Here is a 17,923-nt window from a genome sequence, read left to right as displayed (position 1 = left end):
TTCCTTGAATCACTAGCTGAAGCTTAATGTAGAGCGATCGCTTTTCTGTAAACCGGGAGAGCGATCGCTTTTCTGTAAATCAGGGAGCGATCGCTTTTCTTTGAACCAAGGGGCGATCGCTTTTCTGTAAACCAGAGGGCGATCGCCCTCAGTTGACGCATTCCAACTTCTTAGTTTTGTTGGTCAAGCAGGGGACTAGAGACACTCTTTTGGATGTCGTCAAGGATGGTGCGTAGATTGGTGCGAATTTGCTCAACCCTTGCTAGTTCAGTACTGGAAGTATTCATTGCACTGAATGTTTTCTGCTTGGCGGCATCAATATTGCGTTCTAGTGTTCCATACACCTGCTGTTCAAATTCAGTACGAATTTCGTTAATCTGCTGTTCAAGATCAATCGTTAGCGCTTTGAATGTACTGGTAATGTCACGACGAATGTCTGCCATTTCTTGTTCACGCTTTTGTTCCTCTGCCATGCCATAGAATTCTGCAGCAATCGCTAAGATCCCTAAGGCTGGCCCCAGGAATTTTGCAGCATTGCCGATGCCTTTGGCCATATTTACAGCCTGCCATGGTCTAAACTTGAAACCGATCAGTTTGCCAATCTCTAAAATTCCTTTATGCAATGCACTACCAGTAGCATCCATAGAACGAAGAAAAATCTTACCTGTTCCTGTAGCAAATCTTCCCGTTGCAGACTTCGCAAGAGAAACACCTATTTTTTCTCCAATCTCCTTAAAGAAATTAAACTGACTTTGAGCTTGCTTAGCATTACCTTTCTCTTTTGGAGATTGATGGTTTCCAAGTTCATCGTTGAGATTAAGTTGTCTTATAAATGCTGTTGTTAAGCCACTTTTTAGTTCATCTAAAACTTCATTTTGAATGGATAAATTTGCTGCTTCAAGAACCTTATAAAGTTCTTCCGAGGCTGATTCATAATATTCACGAACATTGAGTTCGGATTTACTATTTAGTGATTCAAATTCTGGATCGCCGACAGCCGCAGCAAGATTCCTTCCTTCTTCGTTAATTGCTATTGATAGATCAAGAGCAATACGTTTGATATTTGTTCGCAGTCGTTCTCTCTCTCTCTCGATACGCCGAGAAAGGTGGGATAGGATTAATAAAAATGCCGTATCTTCATCAGAATTTCGAGCAAATAAAATCTGAGATTCGTCAAGATTCTTAAGCGTAATCCTGATCGGAACATCAAATTTTGTTAGGGACGATCGCTGCTTCACAAACTGATTGAGTTCTGCAATGAATGTCTCAAAGCGGCTAACCTCTTCCAGAAATTCATCATCTTCATCAACACCTTCGCAGTAATCTTGGGCATCAATAAAACAGATGGGAAATTCATCAAGAGAGTAGGGCTTAAGTGCGTCAGCTAAGCTATGACGATAGCTAGCAATTTTCTGATCTTCTTCACCGGCAGCAGCCGACATTTTGTTGATCACCAGCATGATTTTCCAGCGATACCCTTCAGTGTAAGCCAGCTTCTTGAAGTTTTCGACGGTCAGGGTATCAAACAACATATGGGTCAGACAGAATACGAGTAAATCTGCTTTTGCTATCGCCTGGTAAGTGATATCATCATGATCCTTACGATCGGTAAACAGTCCCGGAGTATCAATAATTTGGATGCCGTTCCAGTCATAGGATGTGGTCTTGTCCGTAGCAATATCCGTATCAATATGAATATCTCGTCGCCCGGTAAGTGCAGAAATAATGGTTGACTTTCCTGCACTGTATTGACCCACAAATGCAACCGTCAGCGCTTTATTTTGTTGATACTCTTTGAACTCACTGCGAAATGTTTGCCGAAGCTGAGTAATCTCGTCTGATTTTGCCGTAGAAAGAAGATCATCAAACTGTTGACATACCTCTTTAATCTGCTTGCTTAGAATTGCAGCTTCGAAAGATGGGGCTGAAGACATGGGAAAAACCTCTAATTAGTTCTCTGTTAGTGTTTTGTAGGATGAAGCGTCACACGTTCTTGTAAAACTGTACAAATTTCATCAAGCGACTTGCTGAGCGATATGGCTGTTGTTGTTCGAATGTTGAGACTCTTTCCGAATTCACGATCCACCTTCCGAATAGTCTTGGCTATGGCAGTATCTGTGAGTGGCTCAGTCCGATCCGTTGCCCAATCAATAATGCGTTTGGCATAGGCACGATTTAGATAATTTCCCGAACTATTCAATTCATGTTGAGCCGTTTCAAGTTTGCTAGCAATCGCCTGGATGCCTTGAATCAACTCTTCAAAATAAGCTTCAATAGTGTCATTTGCAGATTGACAATACTTTTCAAAGCTTTTCCTAGACTGCTGAAGAACCTTTGCTTGATGCTCATTAAGCTGCTCTTGCAGAACAGACGTAATATTATTTACTGCTTCACGACGTTTTTCATCCTTTGACTTAAAAAAGTTTGAAATGATTCCTACAGCAGTTCCTGCAATAGAAATCAAAGCCAACGGCGGGAAAAAAAGCCCTCCTAATACTCCCAGAGCCAACATAATTACACCTGTTATACGAATGAAGTCTTTGTCAAAGAAATTAGAGTCTTGTTCCGTAAATTTGAAGTTTCCACTCTGAAGTCGAGCTAGGATTTCAAGCTCATTACCAATTTCTTCAAGTGCTTCTTGAATCTCTTCTTGGAACGCGTGACAGGCTTGTTCAACAGATGTATGAATGCGTTCTTCAAATTTGTTTTGTTTGAGTAGATTATTCCAGGCTCGACTCATGTGAGCCTCTTTTGCCTCCCAGTGCTCTTCAGCGAACGGTGTCACCTGATTGAGGGCAATCTGAAAGGTTTCCCGGATTTTCTGTTGTAAATTTTCTTGGTGATCCTGCTGTGCTCGTTGAACCTTTCGACTAAAGTCCTTGTGTTTTTCTTGAAGCTGTGTTGCCAAATTGTCGTAGACACTAGCCTGTCCAGTAATCCACTGATAAGGCATATCGATTGCACCAACGGTTGATCCTAGAAGTGTTTGCGATCGCCGAATTGCACCGTAATCGATAATCGATTCTCGGATTGAGTCTAGAAAATCCTGAATCCGACTAGCTTTGAATAATCGTTGAGACTGCTGTTGATGCTTTGGCTCGCTTGAGAGTTGGGCCGCTAGCAGCATAACAGGAACAATAGACAGATAATCGTTGGCATAGTGCTGCTTGGCATAGCGTTGAATGCGATTCAAATGTCCGCTAATGCCATTTTTTCCGTCTAATGCAAACCAGCGATCAGGATTTTTGAGAAAATGCTCTAGTCGTCGAGAATCCCGTAAGTTGTACTGAATATTCAGCAAGATGATGAGCGGCTTTGTTTTCCCTTTCAACGCCTTCAGAAACTCAAACTCCGTTTCTTGAATGCTGTCATCCGTAACGACGTAGCAAATTACATCCGCTTCTTCAATAATGCTTTGAGCAATTTCCTCATCAGTTTTACCACCGGGTGCGCCAATTCCCGGAGTATCAATAATACGAATATTTTTCCACTCATAGACACGGTTATAACGCGTTGTTCGTTGTTTACCAATGCCGATGGATTCCCATCCTTCTCCAGTCACAACCGCATGAAGCGTACTCTTCCCAGCTTTCGTCTTTCCTAAAAATGCAATACTGAAGTAGTTAAGTGCCCGTTTCTTGGCCCGTATTGCTTCACGCATATTTTCTAGGTCACGCAAAATCTCACCTAATAGATTTCGGCGGGTCTGCTCCAGCTTCTCCGAGACTTCTTTTGCAGCTTTATATTTCCCTTGCCCAGTTGTTGTTCGCTCAATAGTGTAGATGCTTTCCTGAAGTCGGCCTGCCAGCGTTCTCAACGCGTTATAGGAACGCTCCAACGCGTGATGTGAGTATTTATAATCTTCTTGGGCAATAGAAGCACATTTTTGAATGGCTTCATCATATTCCGGCCCAGCCAGTAGAATTTCACGCTGCAGGCGTTCGATGCGTTGTCCAATATTCTCAGGAGCCAGTTCAGCTAATTTGGTAATGAGCGATCGCGACAGGACAGACTCAGCTCCTTTGAGTAGCTTTGCTCCAACCGAAAGACTATCTTCATCATCGTCTGTATCAGAACTCCACTGACCAAACCCCTGAGCCGCTTCCAGCATTCGTTGGATTTCGCTCCCATGGATGCCCCAAATTGTGGCGATTTGATCGACAACTTCACGTTCTAGTGGCGAAAAATAGCCATCAATGTAAGCGATCGCCAAGATTTGCTTCAAAACCTCACTTCGCTGACCTACAGGAACATTTCGTGCACATTCTTCCCAGGAGAGGTGGGTGGCATCTTGCCCTAGGATTTTCTCCATCTCTTGGAGTGTCAATTCATTGATATGTGCTTGCTGAGCAAGATCCCGCAGTGCTCGTGACTCTTGGCTGTGGATTTGCTGGTCAGCACAAATAATATGAACCAATAATAGGAAACTGTAATTTAGGGTTTCACAGTATTCTGAGGAGTCCTTAACTGCCATTCTGAAAATTCCTACTAAACTGCTGCTCAGCCAATGTCAACAATGCTCATGATTGAGAGCTGCTAACAGTTGCACAGTAAACAAGACACTAGGCTCCTAAATCGAGCTATGTCTTTATCAATTTCACTGAGATCAGTATTCCCCAAAAAAGCCATCAGTCAACATAACCACCACTTAACTTGCACGCTCTTTTGCTTGCATAGTTACTCTTCCTGGGATGTTATGTGAAGTTTCACTAGAGCATCTCACCCAATAGGAGTGTTATGTAGATTAATTTTTTGAGAATTTTTAAACAAAAAGATTAGACACATGTTACACGATACCGCAGTCGCTGTTGAGCATGATTCAGTTAGGTTCAGTAAACCTCTATCATCGCTGGGTGGTTCTGTAAAGCGATAGCAGGACGGAATAGGATAGGAAATAAAGCTAGAGACAAGGAAGGGACAAAGAGGGCGATCGCGTGATGTAGGTGTCATTAATTTCTGGGACAGTACATCCCTATGCTAGTCCGTACATGAGTGATAGTCGTATGACTCCGCTAAACGTTTGCAGGAGGTTTCAGTACTTCTCATTTAAGCTTGACACCCTGATTCAGCACCACCCAATCATCAGTGGCTAGGAATTTAGGCAACCATCCCTAGCTAGGCCATAAACATAGGTCGTATAGTGATCGTCATCAGGTGCTAGCCATTTGCTCAACAGGAGGACTCATCAGGTTCAACAACGACACTTCTCTCTCTAAAATAGTACCGAAGCGATCGCTCTTCGTTAGACATGCCTCATACCACTACTGGTAGGAACACCAAGCTTCTATACCGCGCTGAAAAGGGTCATCTATGACAAAGCTGATTATCCAAATTCCCTGCTACAACGAAGAAGAGACCTTGGGCGCAACCTTGGCAGCACTGCCGCGCCAGTTGCCAGGCATCGACTGTATTGAATGGTTAGTGATTGATGATGGTAGTCGCGATCGCACCGTAGCAGTAGCCAAGGCGAGTGGGGTGCATCACATTGTGCGTCTACCCCACAATCAAGGACTGGCGAGGGCTTTTATGGCTGGCTTGGAAGCGGCGCTGCGGGCAGGAGCGGATATTATTGTCAACACCGATGCTGACAATCAATATTGTGCTGAGGATATTCCGGCGTTGATCCAGCCGATTCTCCAAGGTGAGGTAGACATTGTCATCGGGGCGCGCCCCATCTGGCAGACTAAACATTTTTCGCCAATCAAGAAACTGCTGCAAAATCTAGGCAGTTGGGTGGTGCGCTTGGCAAGTAATACCGATATTCCCGATGCGCCCAGCGGTTTTCGCGCCTACAGTCGCCGGGCGGCGCTGCAAATTAATGTGTTCAATCGCTATACCTATACCTTAGAAACGATTATCCAGGCGGGGCAGAAAGGGATTGCCATGACCTCGGTGCCTATTCGCACGAATTATGTAGCCCGGCCGTCACGGCTGGTGAAAAGCATTCCGTCCTATGTTCAGCGATCGATTCTGACCATTTTCCGCATCTTTATGATCTATCAGCCGATGCGTTTTTTTGTCTTGCTGGGCAGTATTCCCTTTGGATTAGGCTTTTTGCTAGGAACGCGCTGGTTAATTTTTCTGTTGATGGGGGCAGAGCGCACCCGCATTCCTAGTTTGATTTTGGCGGCTATTTTGATTTTGATTGGTGTACAGATTTGGATCTTTGGTCTCGTCGCCGATCTGATGGCCGCCAACCGCAAGCTCGTGGAAGATATTCAGCAACGGATGCGCCGCCTAGATCTAGACCCACCGCCCCAGGCCAGCCCCCAAGTGGTCTCCAAGGGACGGGAAGCACGACCGACGGGCCAGCGTCGCCGGATGCGATCGCTCTATATAGAAGACGATCCCCTAGATACCCCCTTCAATGATTAGTTGGCCATGAAAAAACCTGGGTCGGACATGCCAACCCAGGTTCAGGATAGTTGCGGATAATTTAGCGAGGCAGGGACGGGGCCTGCAGGGGAGCGATCGCTAGGGCATCGGCCGTTGCCTGCCGCTGGGCGGTCAGGGTGGTCACGGAGCTGCGCATCCGAGCTGTCAGTTGCAGAGTCTTGGCGTCATAGACCTGGGTCATCAGCTTGGGATAGAGGCCAATGCCAATAATCGGCACCAGCAGACTAGCAATGATGAACACTTCCCGAGGTTCTGCATCGATCAGCACTTCGTGGGAGGTCAGCTCTTTATTTTCAGGGCCATAGAAAATCTCCCGCAGCATCGATAGCAGGTAAATCGGAGTGAGAATCACGCCGATCGCCGCCAGGATGACAATCAACACCTTGAAGGTGAGGCTATAGGCATCACTAGTGGCAAAGCCTACGAAGATCATCAGTTCTGCCACAAAACCACTCATGCCCGGCAGGGCCAAGGAAGCCAAGGAGCAGGTGGTAAACATGGCAAAGATCTTGGGCATCAACCGTCCCACGCCGCCCATTTCATCCAAAATCAGGGTATGGGTGCGATCGTAGGTGGCTCCCACCAGGAAGAAGAGGCTAGCCCCAATCAAGCCATGGGAGACCATTTGTAAGACCGCGCCGCTCATGCCCAGATCGGTGAAGGAGGCAATCCCAATCAGCACAAAGCCCATGTGGGAAATCGACGAATAGGCGATTTTCCGCTTGAGGTTGCGCTGGGCGAAGGAGGTGAGGGCTGCGTAGATGATGTTCACTACCCCCAAGACGACAAGGACAGGCGCAAAGTAGGCATGGGCATCGGGCAACATCTCGCAGTTCATGCGAATCAAAGCATAGCCGCCCATTTTCAGGAGAATGCCCGCCAGCAGCATATGCACTGGAGCCGTAGCTTCCCCATGGGCATCGGGCAGCCAGGTATGTAGGGGAAAAATGGGCAGTTTCACCGCATAGGCCACAAAGAGGCCGGCATAGACTAAAAGCTGGAACTTCAGCGGAAAGTCTTTGTCCATGAGCGATCGCATGTCAAAGGTGACAGAATCGCCATAGAAAGCCATGGCTAGGGCTGCCACTAGGATAAACAGCGATCCCCCAGCGGTGTACAGAATAAACTTGGTGGCCGCATAGAGCCGCTTCTTGCCGCCCCAGATGGAGAGGAGTAAGTAGACCGGGATCAGCTCCAGTTCCCACATAAAGAAGAACAGCAGCATATCCTGGACGGCAAACACTCCAATCTGCCCGCCATACATGGCTAGCATCAAGAAGTAGAACAGGCGGGGCTTCAGGGTCACCGGCCAAGATGCCAAAATTGCTAGGGTGGAAATAAACCCCGTGAGCAAAATCAACGGCATGGATAGACCATCTGCCCCCACTGACCATTTGAGATCAAGAGACGATACCCAACTGTAGCTTTCGACAAGCTGCATGTCTGGGTTAGAGACGTCGTAGAAGTTGTAAAACGCGTAAATAATCAGGGCAAAGTCAATGAGACCTACCGTTAGTGCATACCAACGGATCACTCGGCCTTTGCCATCCTTGTCAGGCAGGATTGGGATTAGCAATGCTGCCAAGATCGGGAATAGGATTATGGTGCTTAGCCAGGGAAAATCAGCCATACTCATCGAAAATTTATGATCGTTAAGCCAGATTATTCAAACCAGCGCGCCGGGAGAAAGGATGCTTCCCTAAAGGTAGTTGTCATCATCATGTCCCTAAACGCTCGTCGTAGAACCTGACGTTGAACGGGTACGTGGGATCAGCTTCAGGCAACGTATCAACAGTATGAGTGAAACTATCGAATACTCTGCGTTTCTTCAAAATCAGTCAAGATCTTATTAGTGCGACGGTTGGGACAAGGAGCGATCGCCCCTGATCCCAACCGGGATAGCTAAGAATCTTAGACGAGCGATCGCTTAACGCTTAGGTGATGCCTGATACGAGCACCAGGCCTAGCACTGCACCAAACACAATCAGAGCATAGAACTGTACCCGACCATTTTCGAGGTACTTCAGCCCTTCTCCTGTAATCAACGTAACAAACCCTGCCAGGTTGACCACGCCATCTACAATGCGCACGTCTACTTCTAGCACTTGCCGCGCTAGACGACGACTGCCTTTCACAAACACGGCATCGTAAATTTCGTCAAAGTACCACTTGTTCAGGGAAAGTTGGTACAGCGGCTGAATCTGTTGGGCGATCGCTGCGGCACTGACCTTGTAGGTGAGGTACATCAACGAGGCTAGGCTGATCCCAATCAGACCAATACCGACGGAACTGCCGGCCATGATGATGAACTCAGACCATTCAAACTCTGCCGGAATGCCGAAGGCAGGGAGTTCTTCCACCAGCTCGCCCGGCGGATGGACGAAGGCCTCAAAGTAATTGACGAAGGGCGTCCCGACCAGACCCAGCAGCATCGACGGAACCGCCAAAACCATCAGAGGAATCGTCATAGCCCAAGGCGACTCATGGGGAAACTCGCTGTGGGCGTGGCCATGGTCATCACCGTGATCCCCATGGGGATCGGTATCCACCGTCAGCTCTTGCGGATCCATCGCACCGGGGCCAAAGGCTAATCCCATGCGCTGCAGCTTCTCAGCTTGCAGTTGCTGGCGAATGTCGTCCCGGTTGCCGCGAAAGTCTCCTTCAAAGGTGGAGAAGTACATGCGGAACATATAGAAGGCCGTGATCCCCGCCGTTCCCCAGCCAATAGCCCAGAGGAGCGGATTCACCGCAAAGGTTGATCCAAGAATTTCATCCTTCGACCAAAAACCAGCAAAGGGAGGAATCCCGCAGATCGCCAGGGTACCAATCAAAAACGTAATCGCGGTGACGGGCATATGGCGGCGCAGACCACCCATAAGCCGCATGTCTTGAGCTAGGGCAGGATCGTGACCCACAACCTCTTCCATACCGTGGATCACAGAGCCTGATCCTAGGAAGAGCATCGCTTTGAAGTAGGCATGGGTCATCAGGTGAAACAGCCCCGCACCATAGGCACCTACCCCCATGGCCATAACCATGTATCCCAACTGAGACATGGTGGAATAGGCGAGTCCTTTTTTGATGTCATTTTGGGTGATAGCGATGCTGGCTCCCAAAAAGGCTGTGATGGCTCCAGTCCAGGCAATCACGTCCATCACGCCCGGTAGACCTTCGAAGACCGGAAACATCCGGGCAATGAGGAATACTCCAGCCGCAACCATGGTTGCCGCGTGGATCAAGGCAGAAATGGGCGTAGGGCCCTCCATGGCATCGGGGAGCCATACATGCAAAGGAAACTGAGCCGATTTGGCCACAGGGCCCAGAAAGACCAAGATGCAGAATAGGGAGGCTAACCCAACACTCAAACTACCGGACTCGACCAGGCCCGTCAGGCGAACACCAATTTCCTCAAATTCAAAGCTGCTGGTAGCCCAGTACAGGGCTAGGATGCCAAGCAGCAGCCCAAAGTCACCAACCCGGTTGGTGACAAAGGCTTTTTGACAGGCGTCTGCCGCCGCCTTGCGGTCATACCAAAACCCAATCAGGAGGTAGGAGCACATCCCGACCAGTTCCCAGAACACATAAATTTGAACCAGGTTTGGGCTAATCACCAAACCGAGCATAGATGAGCTGAACAAGCTCAGGTAAGCATAAAAGCGTACATAGCCCGGATCATGAGCCATGTAGCCGTCGGTGTAGACCATGACCAGTAGAGCTACGGTGGTCACAATCACCAGCATCACTGCCGTTAGGTGATCAATGGTGTAGCCCATCCTGAGATGAAAGTCTCCGGCGGCAGCCCAGTCTATGGTGCGAGTGTAGGATTCGTGCCCTTGGATCTGACTCCATAGCAGGGCAAAAGAGAACACCATCGCAGCTCCAATCAGGAACACGATGAAGAAAGCAGAGGCTTTCCTCAGGCGATTAACGGTGGTGCCGTATGAAACAAGACCTAGTCCGATCAACATTGCCCCTGCTAAGGGCAGAACCGGGATCAGCCAGGCGTACTGATAAATCGGTTCCATAACTCACAAGTTTTCCAATCTTTTGTATAGGGGTAGGTGGTTTGCAAATGTAAAGTTGGCAAAGCCGCTTACATTGTGACATACCCATGCCCAAGTAGTGGTCACCCTTCGGTGAAGTTACCTGCCCTGGGCTGTAGGTTGTGTGGCAGGTGTGATCTTAGGAATCGGGGACGATAGAGCGATGGGTCATAAAGGCGATCGCTGATGATGTCAGGGATTGCCCTGGCTTCCATGGGGTCGCTAAGCAGGAGCCAAGGCTTGGCTTGAGTGCGCTCATAACCCATGGGTGGTAAAACCCTTAAGCAAATCAGTAAATTTATGACGCCCATAGATGGAAAACGAGGCATGGTGTCGGGACAACATCTTGCTGTCCTTAGGTTTAGGGGTATCTAGGGACGCTTAGCAAAACTGGCACAGGGGTTTTAGGAGCCTCTAGGTTCTTGTGGCTATGCTGATGGGACAGGGGCGATCGCGCTTTTACGTTCAAGATAGTCCGATCCGCGACCGGAATCCTGGCGATCGCCTTTGTAGTGGCTCCCATCTATGGCCAGATCTCCATAGCTAGATGGTCTGCAGCTAGATTGTCGGGTGCATCCCAGTTTTGCAAGTTGACCCTCATCCCCCAACCCCTTCTCCCAAAAAAGGGTGAAGGGGAGCCGGATTCAAAGTCCCTCGCCCGGCTTGGGAGAGGGATTTAGGGTGAGGGCTATAAAAGTGGGATGCACCCAGATTGTCTGCCTATCGACTAGCTGGAGTTAGAGACGCACCTCTGGTGGCGTTCCAAGGTCTGAGCTGATGTTGACTCAATCATTCATGTCTACTCAAGCCCACGCATCGAGATTTCTTGAACCAGGGTGGGTATTCTGAGCACAACTCTTGGTTGATAGTCATCGCCTTGGCTCATCCGTCTAGGGGGTCGTCTCAGGTCAGAGTCGTTTGTATCCCTTCTCCCTCGTTTCAGTTGGGGTGCGATCGCCGCCTCGGTTCAGCGATGCCAAGCATCGATGGTGTTGGAGCGTATGGGTAATGCATCAAGACCCCAAGCGGTCTCCGTTGTTTCTGGCTAATTGGTTTGCAGGCTGCGCTGTCCACGTTCAGGGCTAGGTATTGATATGACTCGAATGCACCTTTTTTCTCGTTCTAGATCGGTTCGTCGCCTCGGGGGAGCGTTAGCTGTCGCCATGGCGGTCTCAACCCTAACCCCCATGGCTGTTTCCAGGGCAGCGATCGCCCTGCACGATGATCCCCAAGCTGTTTTGGATGAAGCCTGGCAAATCGTGAACCGCAGCTATGTAGATGAAGATTTTAACCAAGTCGATTGGCAAGCGGTTCGCCAAGACTTGTTGGAAACCGAGTATGCGTCCCCGGAGCAGGCCTACGCTGCTCTAGTGGATGCCCTAGAGCTTTTGGAGGATCCCTACACGCGGTTTATGGATCCCGAAGAATTTGAAACCTTGACCAATCAAACCTCTGGGGAACTCTCCGGCGTAGGGATTCGCCTACAGGCCGACCCGGACACCAGCTCCATTGTGGTGGTTGAGCCGTTGATGAGTTCGCCGGCCATGGCTGCTGGTCTACGCACGGGCGATCGCATCCTAGCGATCAATGGCGAATCTACAGCCAACATGACGGTACAACAGGCCTCAGAACGAATTCGCGGCGAAGTGGGTACCCAAGTGATGCTGCGCCTTGAGCGCGATACGGTGGGTGCTTTTGAAGTCTCGCTGAACCGGGCGCGTATTGCAGTTCCTGCCGTTAACTACACGCTACGGGAAGAGGGAGCCAATCGAATTGGCTATATCCGACTTACCGAATTTAGCTCCCATTCTCCTCAGCAAATGCAGCAAGCGATCGAAGCCTTGCTAGATGATGGGGCCAATGGATTTGTCCTAGATTTGCGCAATAATCCGGGCGGTCTACTGCAGGCCAGCATTGACATTTCCCGCATGTGGATTAATGAAGGCGCTATTGTGCAAACCGTGGATCGGCGAGGGCGCACGGAAGACTTTTCTGCCAACCAAACAGCGTTGACCGATCTGCCCCTAGCGGTGTTGGTGAACGGCAACTCTGCTAGTTCGAGCGAGATCCTCACCGGGGCGCTGCTGGATAATGATCGCGCTATCGTGATTGGTCGGCAAACCTTTGGTAAGGCTTTGGTGCAATCGGTTCACCCTCTTTCCGATGGCTCAGGTCTAGCCGTTACGGTTGCCCACTATTACACGCCTGATGGAACTGATATCAGCCAGCGCGGCATTACGCCCAACATTGAAGTACGGCTGAGCCAAGAGCAGCAGCTAGCACTTGCGGAGCGACCGGAGCTGATTGGCACGGGGGCAGATCCTTTCTATGCAGAAGCCCTAGAGTCGCTACAGCCTGGAATATTGACCTATCGGATGCGTTCGGTGACCACCCAGGTCGGTCAGCGGGATCGCATCAGTCCTAGGGGCGACTAAATCTCTAGTCCATGGTCATAGCGTGGCGGCTCTGCACCTTAAGTCAAGCAACCTGTGGGCCGAGGTTCGGTAGAATCAAGGGGATACATCCCGATGAAGCCGGGGACTGAAGCTAATGGACGCTGTATGACTACATTGCAAGAGGTGCAGGCTGCTGCTGGAGCCACCTTTATGACCGTTGCCGACCAAACGGTACCCCAACAGTTTGGCCAAGATGCTGCCGCTCGGCAAGCGATCGCTGCTGGTGTGGCCCTGTGCGATCGCTCCCACTGGGGCCGCCTGCGTGTGGGCGGAGGCGATCGCCTCCGGTTTTTGCACAACCAAACGACCCATGCCATGGAGCCGCTGCAGCCAGGGCAAAGCTGCGACACGGTGTTTGTAACCTCAACGGCCCGAACCATTGACCTCGTCAGCGCCTACGTCTTGGAGGATCACGTTTGCCTATTGACCTCCCCTGGCTATGGCAGCAAGCTGATGCAGTGGATGGATCGGTTTATTTTCTTTGCCGACAAGGTGGACTTGGCTGACCTCACCGAGGCCACAGCTTGCTTCAGCATCATGGGGCCGGATAGCGATCGCTTACTGCAGCAGGTAGGATTGGCGATCGCTCCTCCCCATACCCATACCCAAACGGACATCAACGGTATGACCGTGCGGGTGGCGGCAGGTAGCGGCTTGGCTACCCCCGGCTATACCTTAATCTGCGATCGCGACCAGGGAGCCGACCTCTGGCAACAGCTCACCGGAGCTGGAGCCATCCCATTTGGGCAAGATCTATGGGAATCGCTGCGCATCCAGCAGGGGCGACCCATGCCAGATCAGGAACTCACAGAAGACTACAATCCCCTAGAGGCTGGCCTGTGGCACAGGATCTCATTTTCCAAGGGATGCTACATCGGCCAGGAAACCATTGCCCGACTGGACACCTATAAAGGCGTCAAGCAACAGCTTTGGGGTATTCGCCTATCGGACTGGGTGGAGCCAGGCACAGCGTTAACCGTGGACGATACCAAGGTGGGTTTGCTCACCAGCGTTACCCCTGCAGAATCCGGCGCGATCGGCCTAGCCTACCTGCGCACCAAGGCCGGTGGCCCAGGGCTCACAGTTCAAGTGGGTACGGCCCAAGGGGAGATTCTGGATGTGCCCTTTCTCACCAGGGAGCGATCGCCCCTCAATTAAACCAGACCTTAGGTTGAACAGACCTGCAGCTACTCGCTGGGGTTCATGAGTTCCACAGCATTGCGCCCATCCACATCCTGCACATAGACCTTCACCACCTCATCGCGGGCCGTGGGCAGGCATCTGCCGGTGAAATCAGGATGGATGGGCAGCTCGCGATGCCCTCGATCCACCAGCGTTACTAACCAAATCACATCAGGGCGGCCGTAGTCATTCACCGCATTCAGGGCGGCGCGAATCGTCCTGCCGCTGTAGATCACGTCATCGACCAGCACAACCGTTTTGCCCGATAGCTCCATGGGAATTTTAGTTTTAGCTGGCGTGCGCGTTTTAATTTTGTCGAGGTCATCGCGGTAAAAGGTAATGTCGATGGCTCCCACTGGCACCGCCTGCCCCTCCAACTGTTCAATTTGCTGGGCCAGCATCGTCGCCAAAGGCACCCCTCGGGTATAGATGCCGAGCAGCGCCAGCTTGGAAACATCTCCAATGCGCTCGATCACTTGGGACGCTAGCCGGGTTAGGGTGCGGCGAATCTCATCGTCTGACAGAATTTCGACAACTTTAGGCGACATGGCTGACTTGCGCTCACTCGCGTAGGGATACTGCATCCTACCGTGGCCGGATGCCTTCAGCAAACTACTGGATCATCAAATCTAGTCATCCTGTTTTCAACCAGCTCGGGCAAGACGATAAGGGTCGCAGGAGCAACCAAGATCAGGTATCAATACGGGAGCGCTGACACCATAAATATTGTTCCTACGCTGAGCGTGGGAATGCTCCAAGCGGCGCTCCTGCGCCCAGACACCAAGGGTCGCAGGAGCGACCAAGTCAGGTGTCAACGCAGGAGCGCTGGCACCATACGAATGACGTCCTTCTACTGAGGGCGATCGCTCCCCTAGGGGTCACACATCGCTCCCCTAGGGGTCACACGCTGCTGCTGGCCAGTTCCGGTTGGGGTAAGTCCACCCGTTCACCGACAATTTTGCGAAACTCATCGCCGTCAATGGTTTCACATTCAACCAGCAGCTCGGCCAGATCATCCACCAAGGCGCGATTATCGCGGATTAAAGTACAGGCTTGGGTATAGCAATCCAGAGCCATCTCTCGTACCCGTTGGTCGATGCGAGTGGCGAGATCTTCAGAATATTCTGCCCCTTGCCGACCGAGATCGCGTCCGAGAAAGACTTCGTGATTGCCGGTTTCCATGGCAAATTGACCGAGATCAGACATACCGTAGCGCGTCACCATATTACGCACCATGTCGGTCACCTTTTCCAGATCATTGCCAGCGCCGGTGGTCACTTCATCATGTCCAAAGACCACATCCTCCGCAGCTCGGCCACCCAAGGCCATCATAATCCGGGCCATAAATTGCGATCGCGTCGTTAGACCTGGTTCCTCATTGGGGGTAAACCAGGTGAGCCCTAGGGCCTGCCCCCGAGGAATCAGGGTAACCTTTTGCAAAGGCTCATGACCTTTCACCAAGGTGCCCACAATGGCATGACCGACTTCATGGTAGGCAACCAGCCGTTTTTTCTTGCTGTCTACCAGGGGTGTACCTTCCATGCCAGCAATGACGCGATCGAACGCATCATCGATTTCTGCAAGAGTAATAGCATCCTTGCGGCGACGGGCGGTGAGGATAGCGGCTTCATTGAGCAGATTCGCCAAATCGGCCCCAGATAGTCCTGGTGTCCGGCGGGCTAGGTTTTCTAGAGAAACATCCGCCGCTACTTTTTTGGTGCGGGCATGCACCTCTAGAATGCCGAGACGTCCATTAAAGTCTGGCAAATCGACCATGACACGGCGATCGAAGCGACCGGGACGCAGCAGCGCCGAATCCAACACATCCGGGCGGTTAGTAGCGGCGATAATAATCACCCCGGCATTGCCCTCAAAGCCATCCATCTCCGTCAAAAGCTGGTTGAGGGTTTGCTCCCGTTCGTCATTGCCGCCGCCGATGCCCGTACCGCGCTGCCGACCGACGGCGTCAATTTCATCAATAAACACAATACAGGGCGCATTTTCCTTAGCCTTGCGGAACAGGTCACGCACGCGGGATGCACCGACGCCCACAAACATTTCAACAAATTCTGAGCCCGAGATACTAAAGAAAGGAACGCCAGCTTCGCCAGCGATCGCCTTGGCCAGCAGCGTCTTCCCAGTACCTGGCGAGCCAATCAACAACACCCCTCGGGGAATCCGAGCCCCCACGGCGGTGAACTTCTCAGGCTTCTTCAAAAACGAGACAACCTCTTGCAGCTCTTCCTTGGCCTCCTCAATTCCAGCCACATCGTCAAACATCACCCCCGTTTTCGCCTCCATTTGGAAACGAGCGCGAGATTTGCCGAAGTTCATAGCCTGCCCCGAAGCATTGGCAGAGCGCCGCAAAATCATCACGAGGAAGACCACAACCAGGAAGGCCAGGAAGAAGTTGGTGAAAAACCAACTGGCGGTGCTGCCGCTGTTGGCTGGCGCTGCCTCGATCGCTACATTGTTTTCCCGGGCAAGCTGAACCAGTTCGGTGTTGAGGTCGCCGGTGAAGATCTGCACCTCAACGGGGGTTTCGTCGTCGTCTTGATTTTCAAGCGTCACCTGAACCACATTGCGGCTCTCATCGATGGCGATGCTCTCGACTTGCCCTGCCTGGATTCTTTCCAGCAGGTTGCTATAGCTGAGGTCTCGACCGTTTTGCCCAGTCTGGCCATTGGCTAGGGCTGGGGCTGGCAAGACGCTTTGGAGCATCATCCAGCCTGCGGCTGCCATCCCGGCTACGACCGTTCCTTTCGCTCTAGCATGGGCGGGTCGAGTGCGGCGAGGTTGAAGGGTTGAACGAGAGTGCAAGAACTGTTTCATAGTTAATAATACGTTTCACCCGTAGAGCAATTCTCCATGCATGGGAGATGCAGCAATAGACAGGGGGAACTGACCCTAGACCCAAGGTAGACGTTGACTGCGGTGAAACCACAAGCCAGTCCTAACCATGGCAACCTCTAAGTTCAGCCTAGGCGATCGCCCCTTGGGATTGATCACAACGTGTGAACGCTGGCGTTCCTGAATAACAATGTCTCTCTATTCTAGCCTTGGTCTCCCAAGAACTGGCGGTAGAACCTAGAACTAGTCAGGATCAACATCATCTACTACATAGACTAGTAGACCGGAACAGAGCTGGGATGAAAAACGGAGAGAGAGGGATTCGAACCCTCGATAGAGTCACCCCTATACAGCATTTCCAGTGCTGCGCCTTCGACCACTCGGCCATCTCTCCAGGGTACTTTTTCGGAATTGATATTCAATTCACTTGGCGGGCGATCGCTCTTCCTAATCAAGGACGAACAATGCATAACCAGCCACAAGAAATGTATGATAGCAGACTTTGAGGCAGTCTCAAAGAAAATTTTATAAACTTGGAACAGCCACGCCGTCCTACTCCAGATCATGACCTGCGATCACAGCACCGGAGATAGCGCACATAGAGTGTTCGTTCTGCTAGTTCGGCCGTGACGAATCCGACGAAGATCTAGAGCGTGGTTTTGTGCATCTCGCGATCGAACTCATCGCCCTTGACCAGTGGATCGAGTCTGAATAACCTATCTTGCACGGCGCTATCTCAACGGGCAATATCTGGCAGCTTGGACAGTTCGATAGCCAAACGCGTGAGGTGCTCAAGATCTTAATCTATACCGTGTTCCAGCCGACCTAGAAGAGCTCCTGCGCATCTTAGTCCACCGCCCTGACGCAAATCTGTATAGTATACAAAATATGAGTGAAGTTCTTTTTTTCTAGGGCGGCAAAACTAGCTGGAGAGCCTTCTGCTCCAGGTTAGCTAAATAAGCTGCAGGGGAACGTCGAAAATGCCGTTGTTGATTG

10 protein-coding genes and 1 tRNA gene are annotated in these 17,923 nt (G+C 50.8%); 3 read left to right on the top strand and 8 right to left on the bottom strand.

Going from position 1 to position 17,923, the window contains the following annotated elements:
• Positions 1-23: 23 nt before the first annotated feature.
• The 3 genes from JUJ53_RS04995 to JUJ53_RS04985 are packed head-to-tail and all read right to left on the bottom strand — an operon-like array spanning position 24 to position 4,474.
• Entirely contained in the window at positions 24-161 is a 138-nt protein-coding gene (locus JUJ53_RS04995) for a hypothetical protein (protein WP_204150887.1), read from the bottom strand.
• A gap of 9 nt (positions 162-170) precedes the next feature.
• Entirely contained in the window at positions 171-1,934 is a 1,764-nt protein-coding gene (locus JUJ53_RS04990; RefSeq protein ID WP_204150886.1) for a GTPase, read from the bottom strand.
• Between the two features lie 26 nt (positions 1,935-1,960).
• Complete coding sequence (locus JUJ53_RS04985) at positions 1,961-4,474, bottom strand: GTPase (RefSeq protein ID WP_204150885.1); 2,514 nt, start codon at positions 4,472-4,474, stop codon at positions 1,961-1,963.
• Between the two features lie 836 nt (positions 4,475-5,310).
• Between JUJ53_RS04985 and JUJ53_RS04980 the strand changes: the two genes are divergently transcribed.
• On the top strand, positions 5,311-6,375 hold the full coding sequence (locus JUJ53_RS04980) for a glycosyltransferase family 2 protein (RefSeq protein WP_204150884.1): 1,065 nt from the start codon (positions 5,311-5,313) through the stop codon (positions 6,373-6,375).
• Positions 6,376-6,436: 61 nt separating this feature from the next.
• Here the strand turns inward: JUJ53_RS04980 and ndhD1 are convergent, their stop codons facing one another.
• Positions 6,437-8,026 (bottom strand): photosynthetic/respiratory NAD(P)H-quinone oxidoreductase subunit D1, encoded by a 1,590-nt coding sequence (gene ndhD1 / locus JUJ53_RS04975; protein ID WP_239124791.1) that lies wholly within the window; start codon positions 8,024-8,026, stop codon positions 6,437-6,439.
• Positions 8,027-8,330: 304 nt separating this feature from the next.
• Positions 8,331-10,421, bottom strand: coding sequence for an NAD(P)H-quinone oxidoreductase subunit 5 (locus JUJ53_RS04970; RefSeq protein WP_204150882.1), 2,091 nt, complete (start codon positions 10,419-10,421; stop codon positions 8,331-8,333).
• A gap of 1,121 nt (positions 10,422-11,542) precedes the next feature.
• Here JUJ53_RS04970 and ctpB point away from each other — a divergent pair.
• A complete protein-coding gene (ctpB, locus tag JUJ53_RS04965; protein WP_204150881.1) occupies positions 11,543-12,874 on the top strand; it encodes a carboxyl-terminal processing protease CtpB in 1,332 nt (443 codons plus the stop codon).
• Positions 12,875-13,000: 126 nt separating this feature from the next.
• Positions 13,001-14,053, top strand: a complete 1,053-nt coding sequence (locus tag JUJ53_RS04960; protein WP_204150880.1) for a folate-binding protein YgfZ — start codon at positions 13,001-13,003, stop codon at positions 14,051-14,053.
• A gap of 29 nt (positions 14,054-14,082) precedes the next feature.
• Here JUJ53_RS04960 and pyrR read toward each other — a convergent pair whose 3' ends face one another.
• From pyrR to JUJ53_RS04945, 3 genes are all read right to left on the bottom strand, one after another.
• Positions 14,083-14,625 carry a bifunctional pyr operon transcriptional regulator/uracil phosphoribosyltransferase PyrR gene (gene pyrR, locus JUJ53_RS04955; RefSeq protein ID WP_204150909.1) on the bottom strand — a complete coding sequence of 181 codons (543 nt, stop codon included), beginning with the start codon at positions 14,623-14,625 and terminating at the stop codon, positions 14,083-14,085.
• Between the two features lie 352 nt (positions 14,626-14,977).
• Positions 14,978-16,819, bottom strand: a complete 1,842-nt coding sequence (gene ftsH, locus JUJ53_RS04950) for an ATP-dependent zinc metalloprotease FtsH (RefSeq protein WP_204150908.1) — start codon at positions 16,817-16,819, stop codon at positions 14,978-14,980.
• Between the two features lie 415 nt (positions 16,820-17,234).
• Positions 17,235-17,321, bottom strand: a tRNA-Ser gene (locus tag JUJ53_RS04945).
• Between the last annotated feature and the right edge of the window lie 602 nt (positions 17,322-17,923).

The organism is Leptolyngbya sp. CCY15150, from assembly GCF_016888135.1.
Taxonomy (GTDB): domain Bacteria; phylum Cyanobacteriota; class Cyanobacteriia; order RECH01; family RECH01; genus RECH01.
The sequence above is the reverse complement of the archived record's forward strand: the minus strand, read 5'-3'. Positions and strand labels throughout refer to the sequence as shown.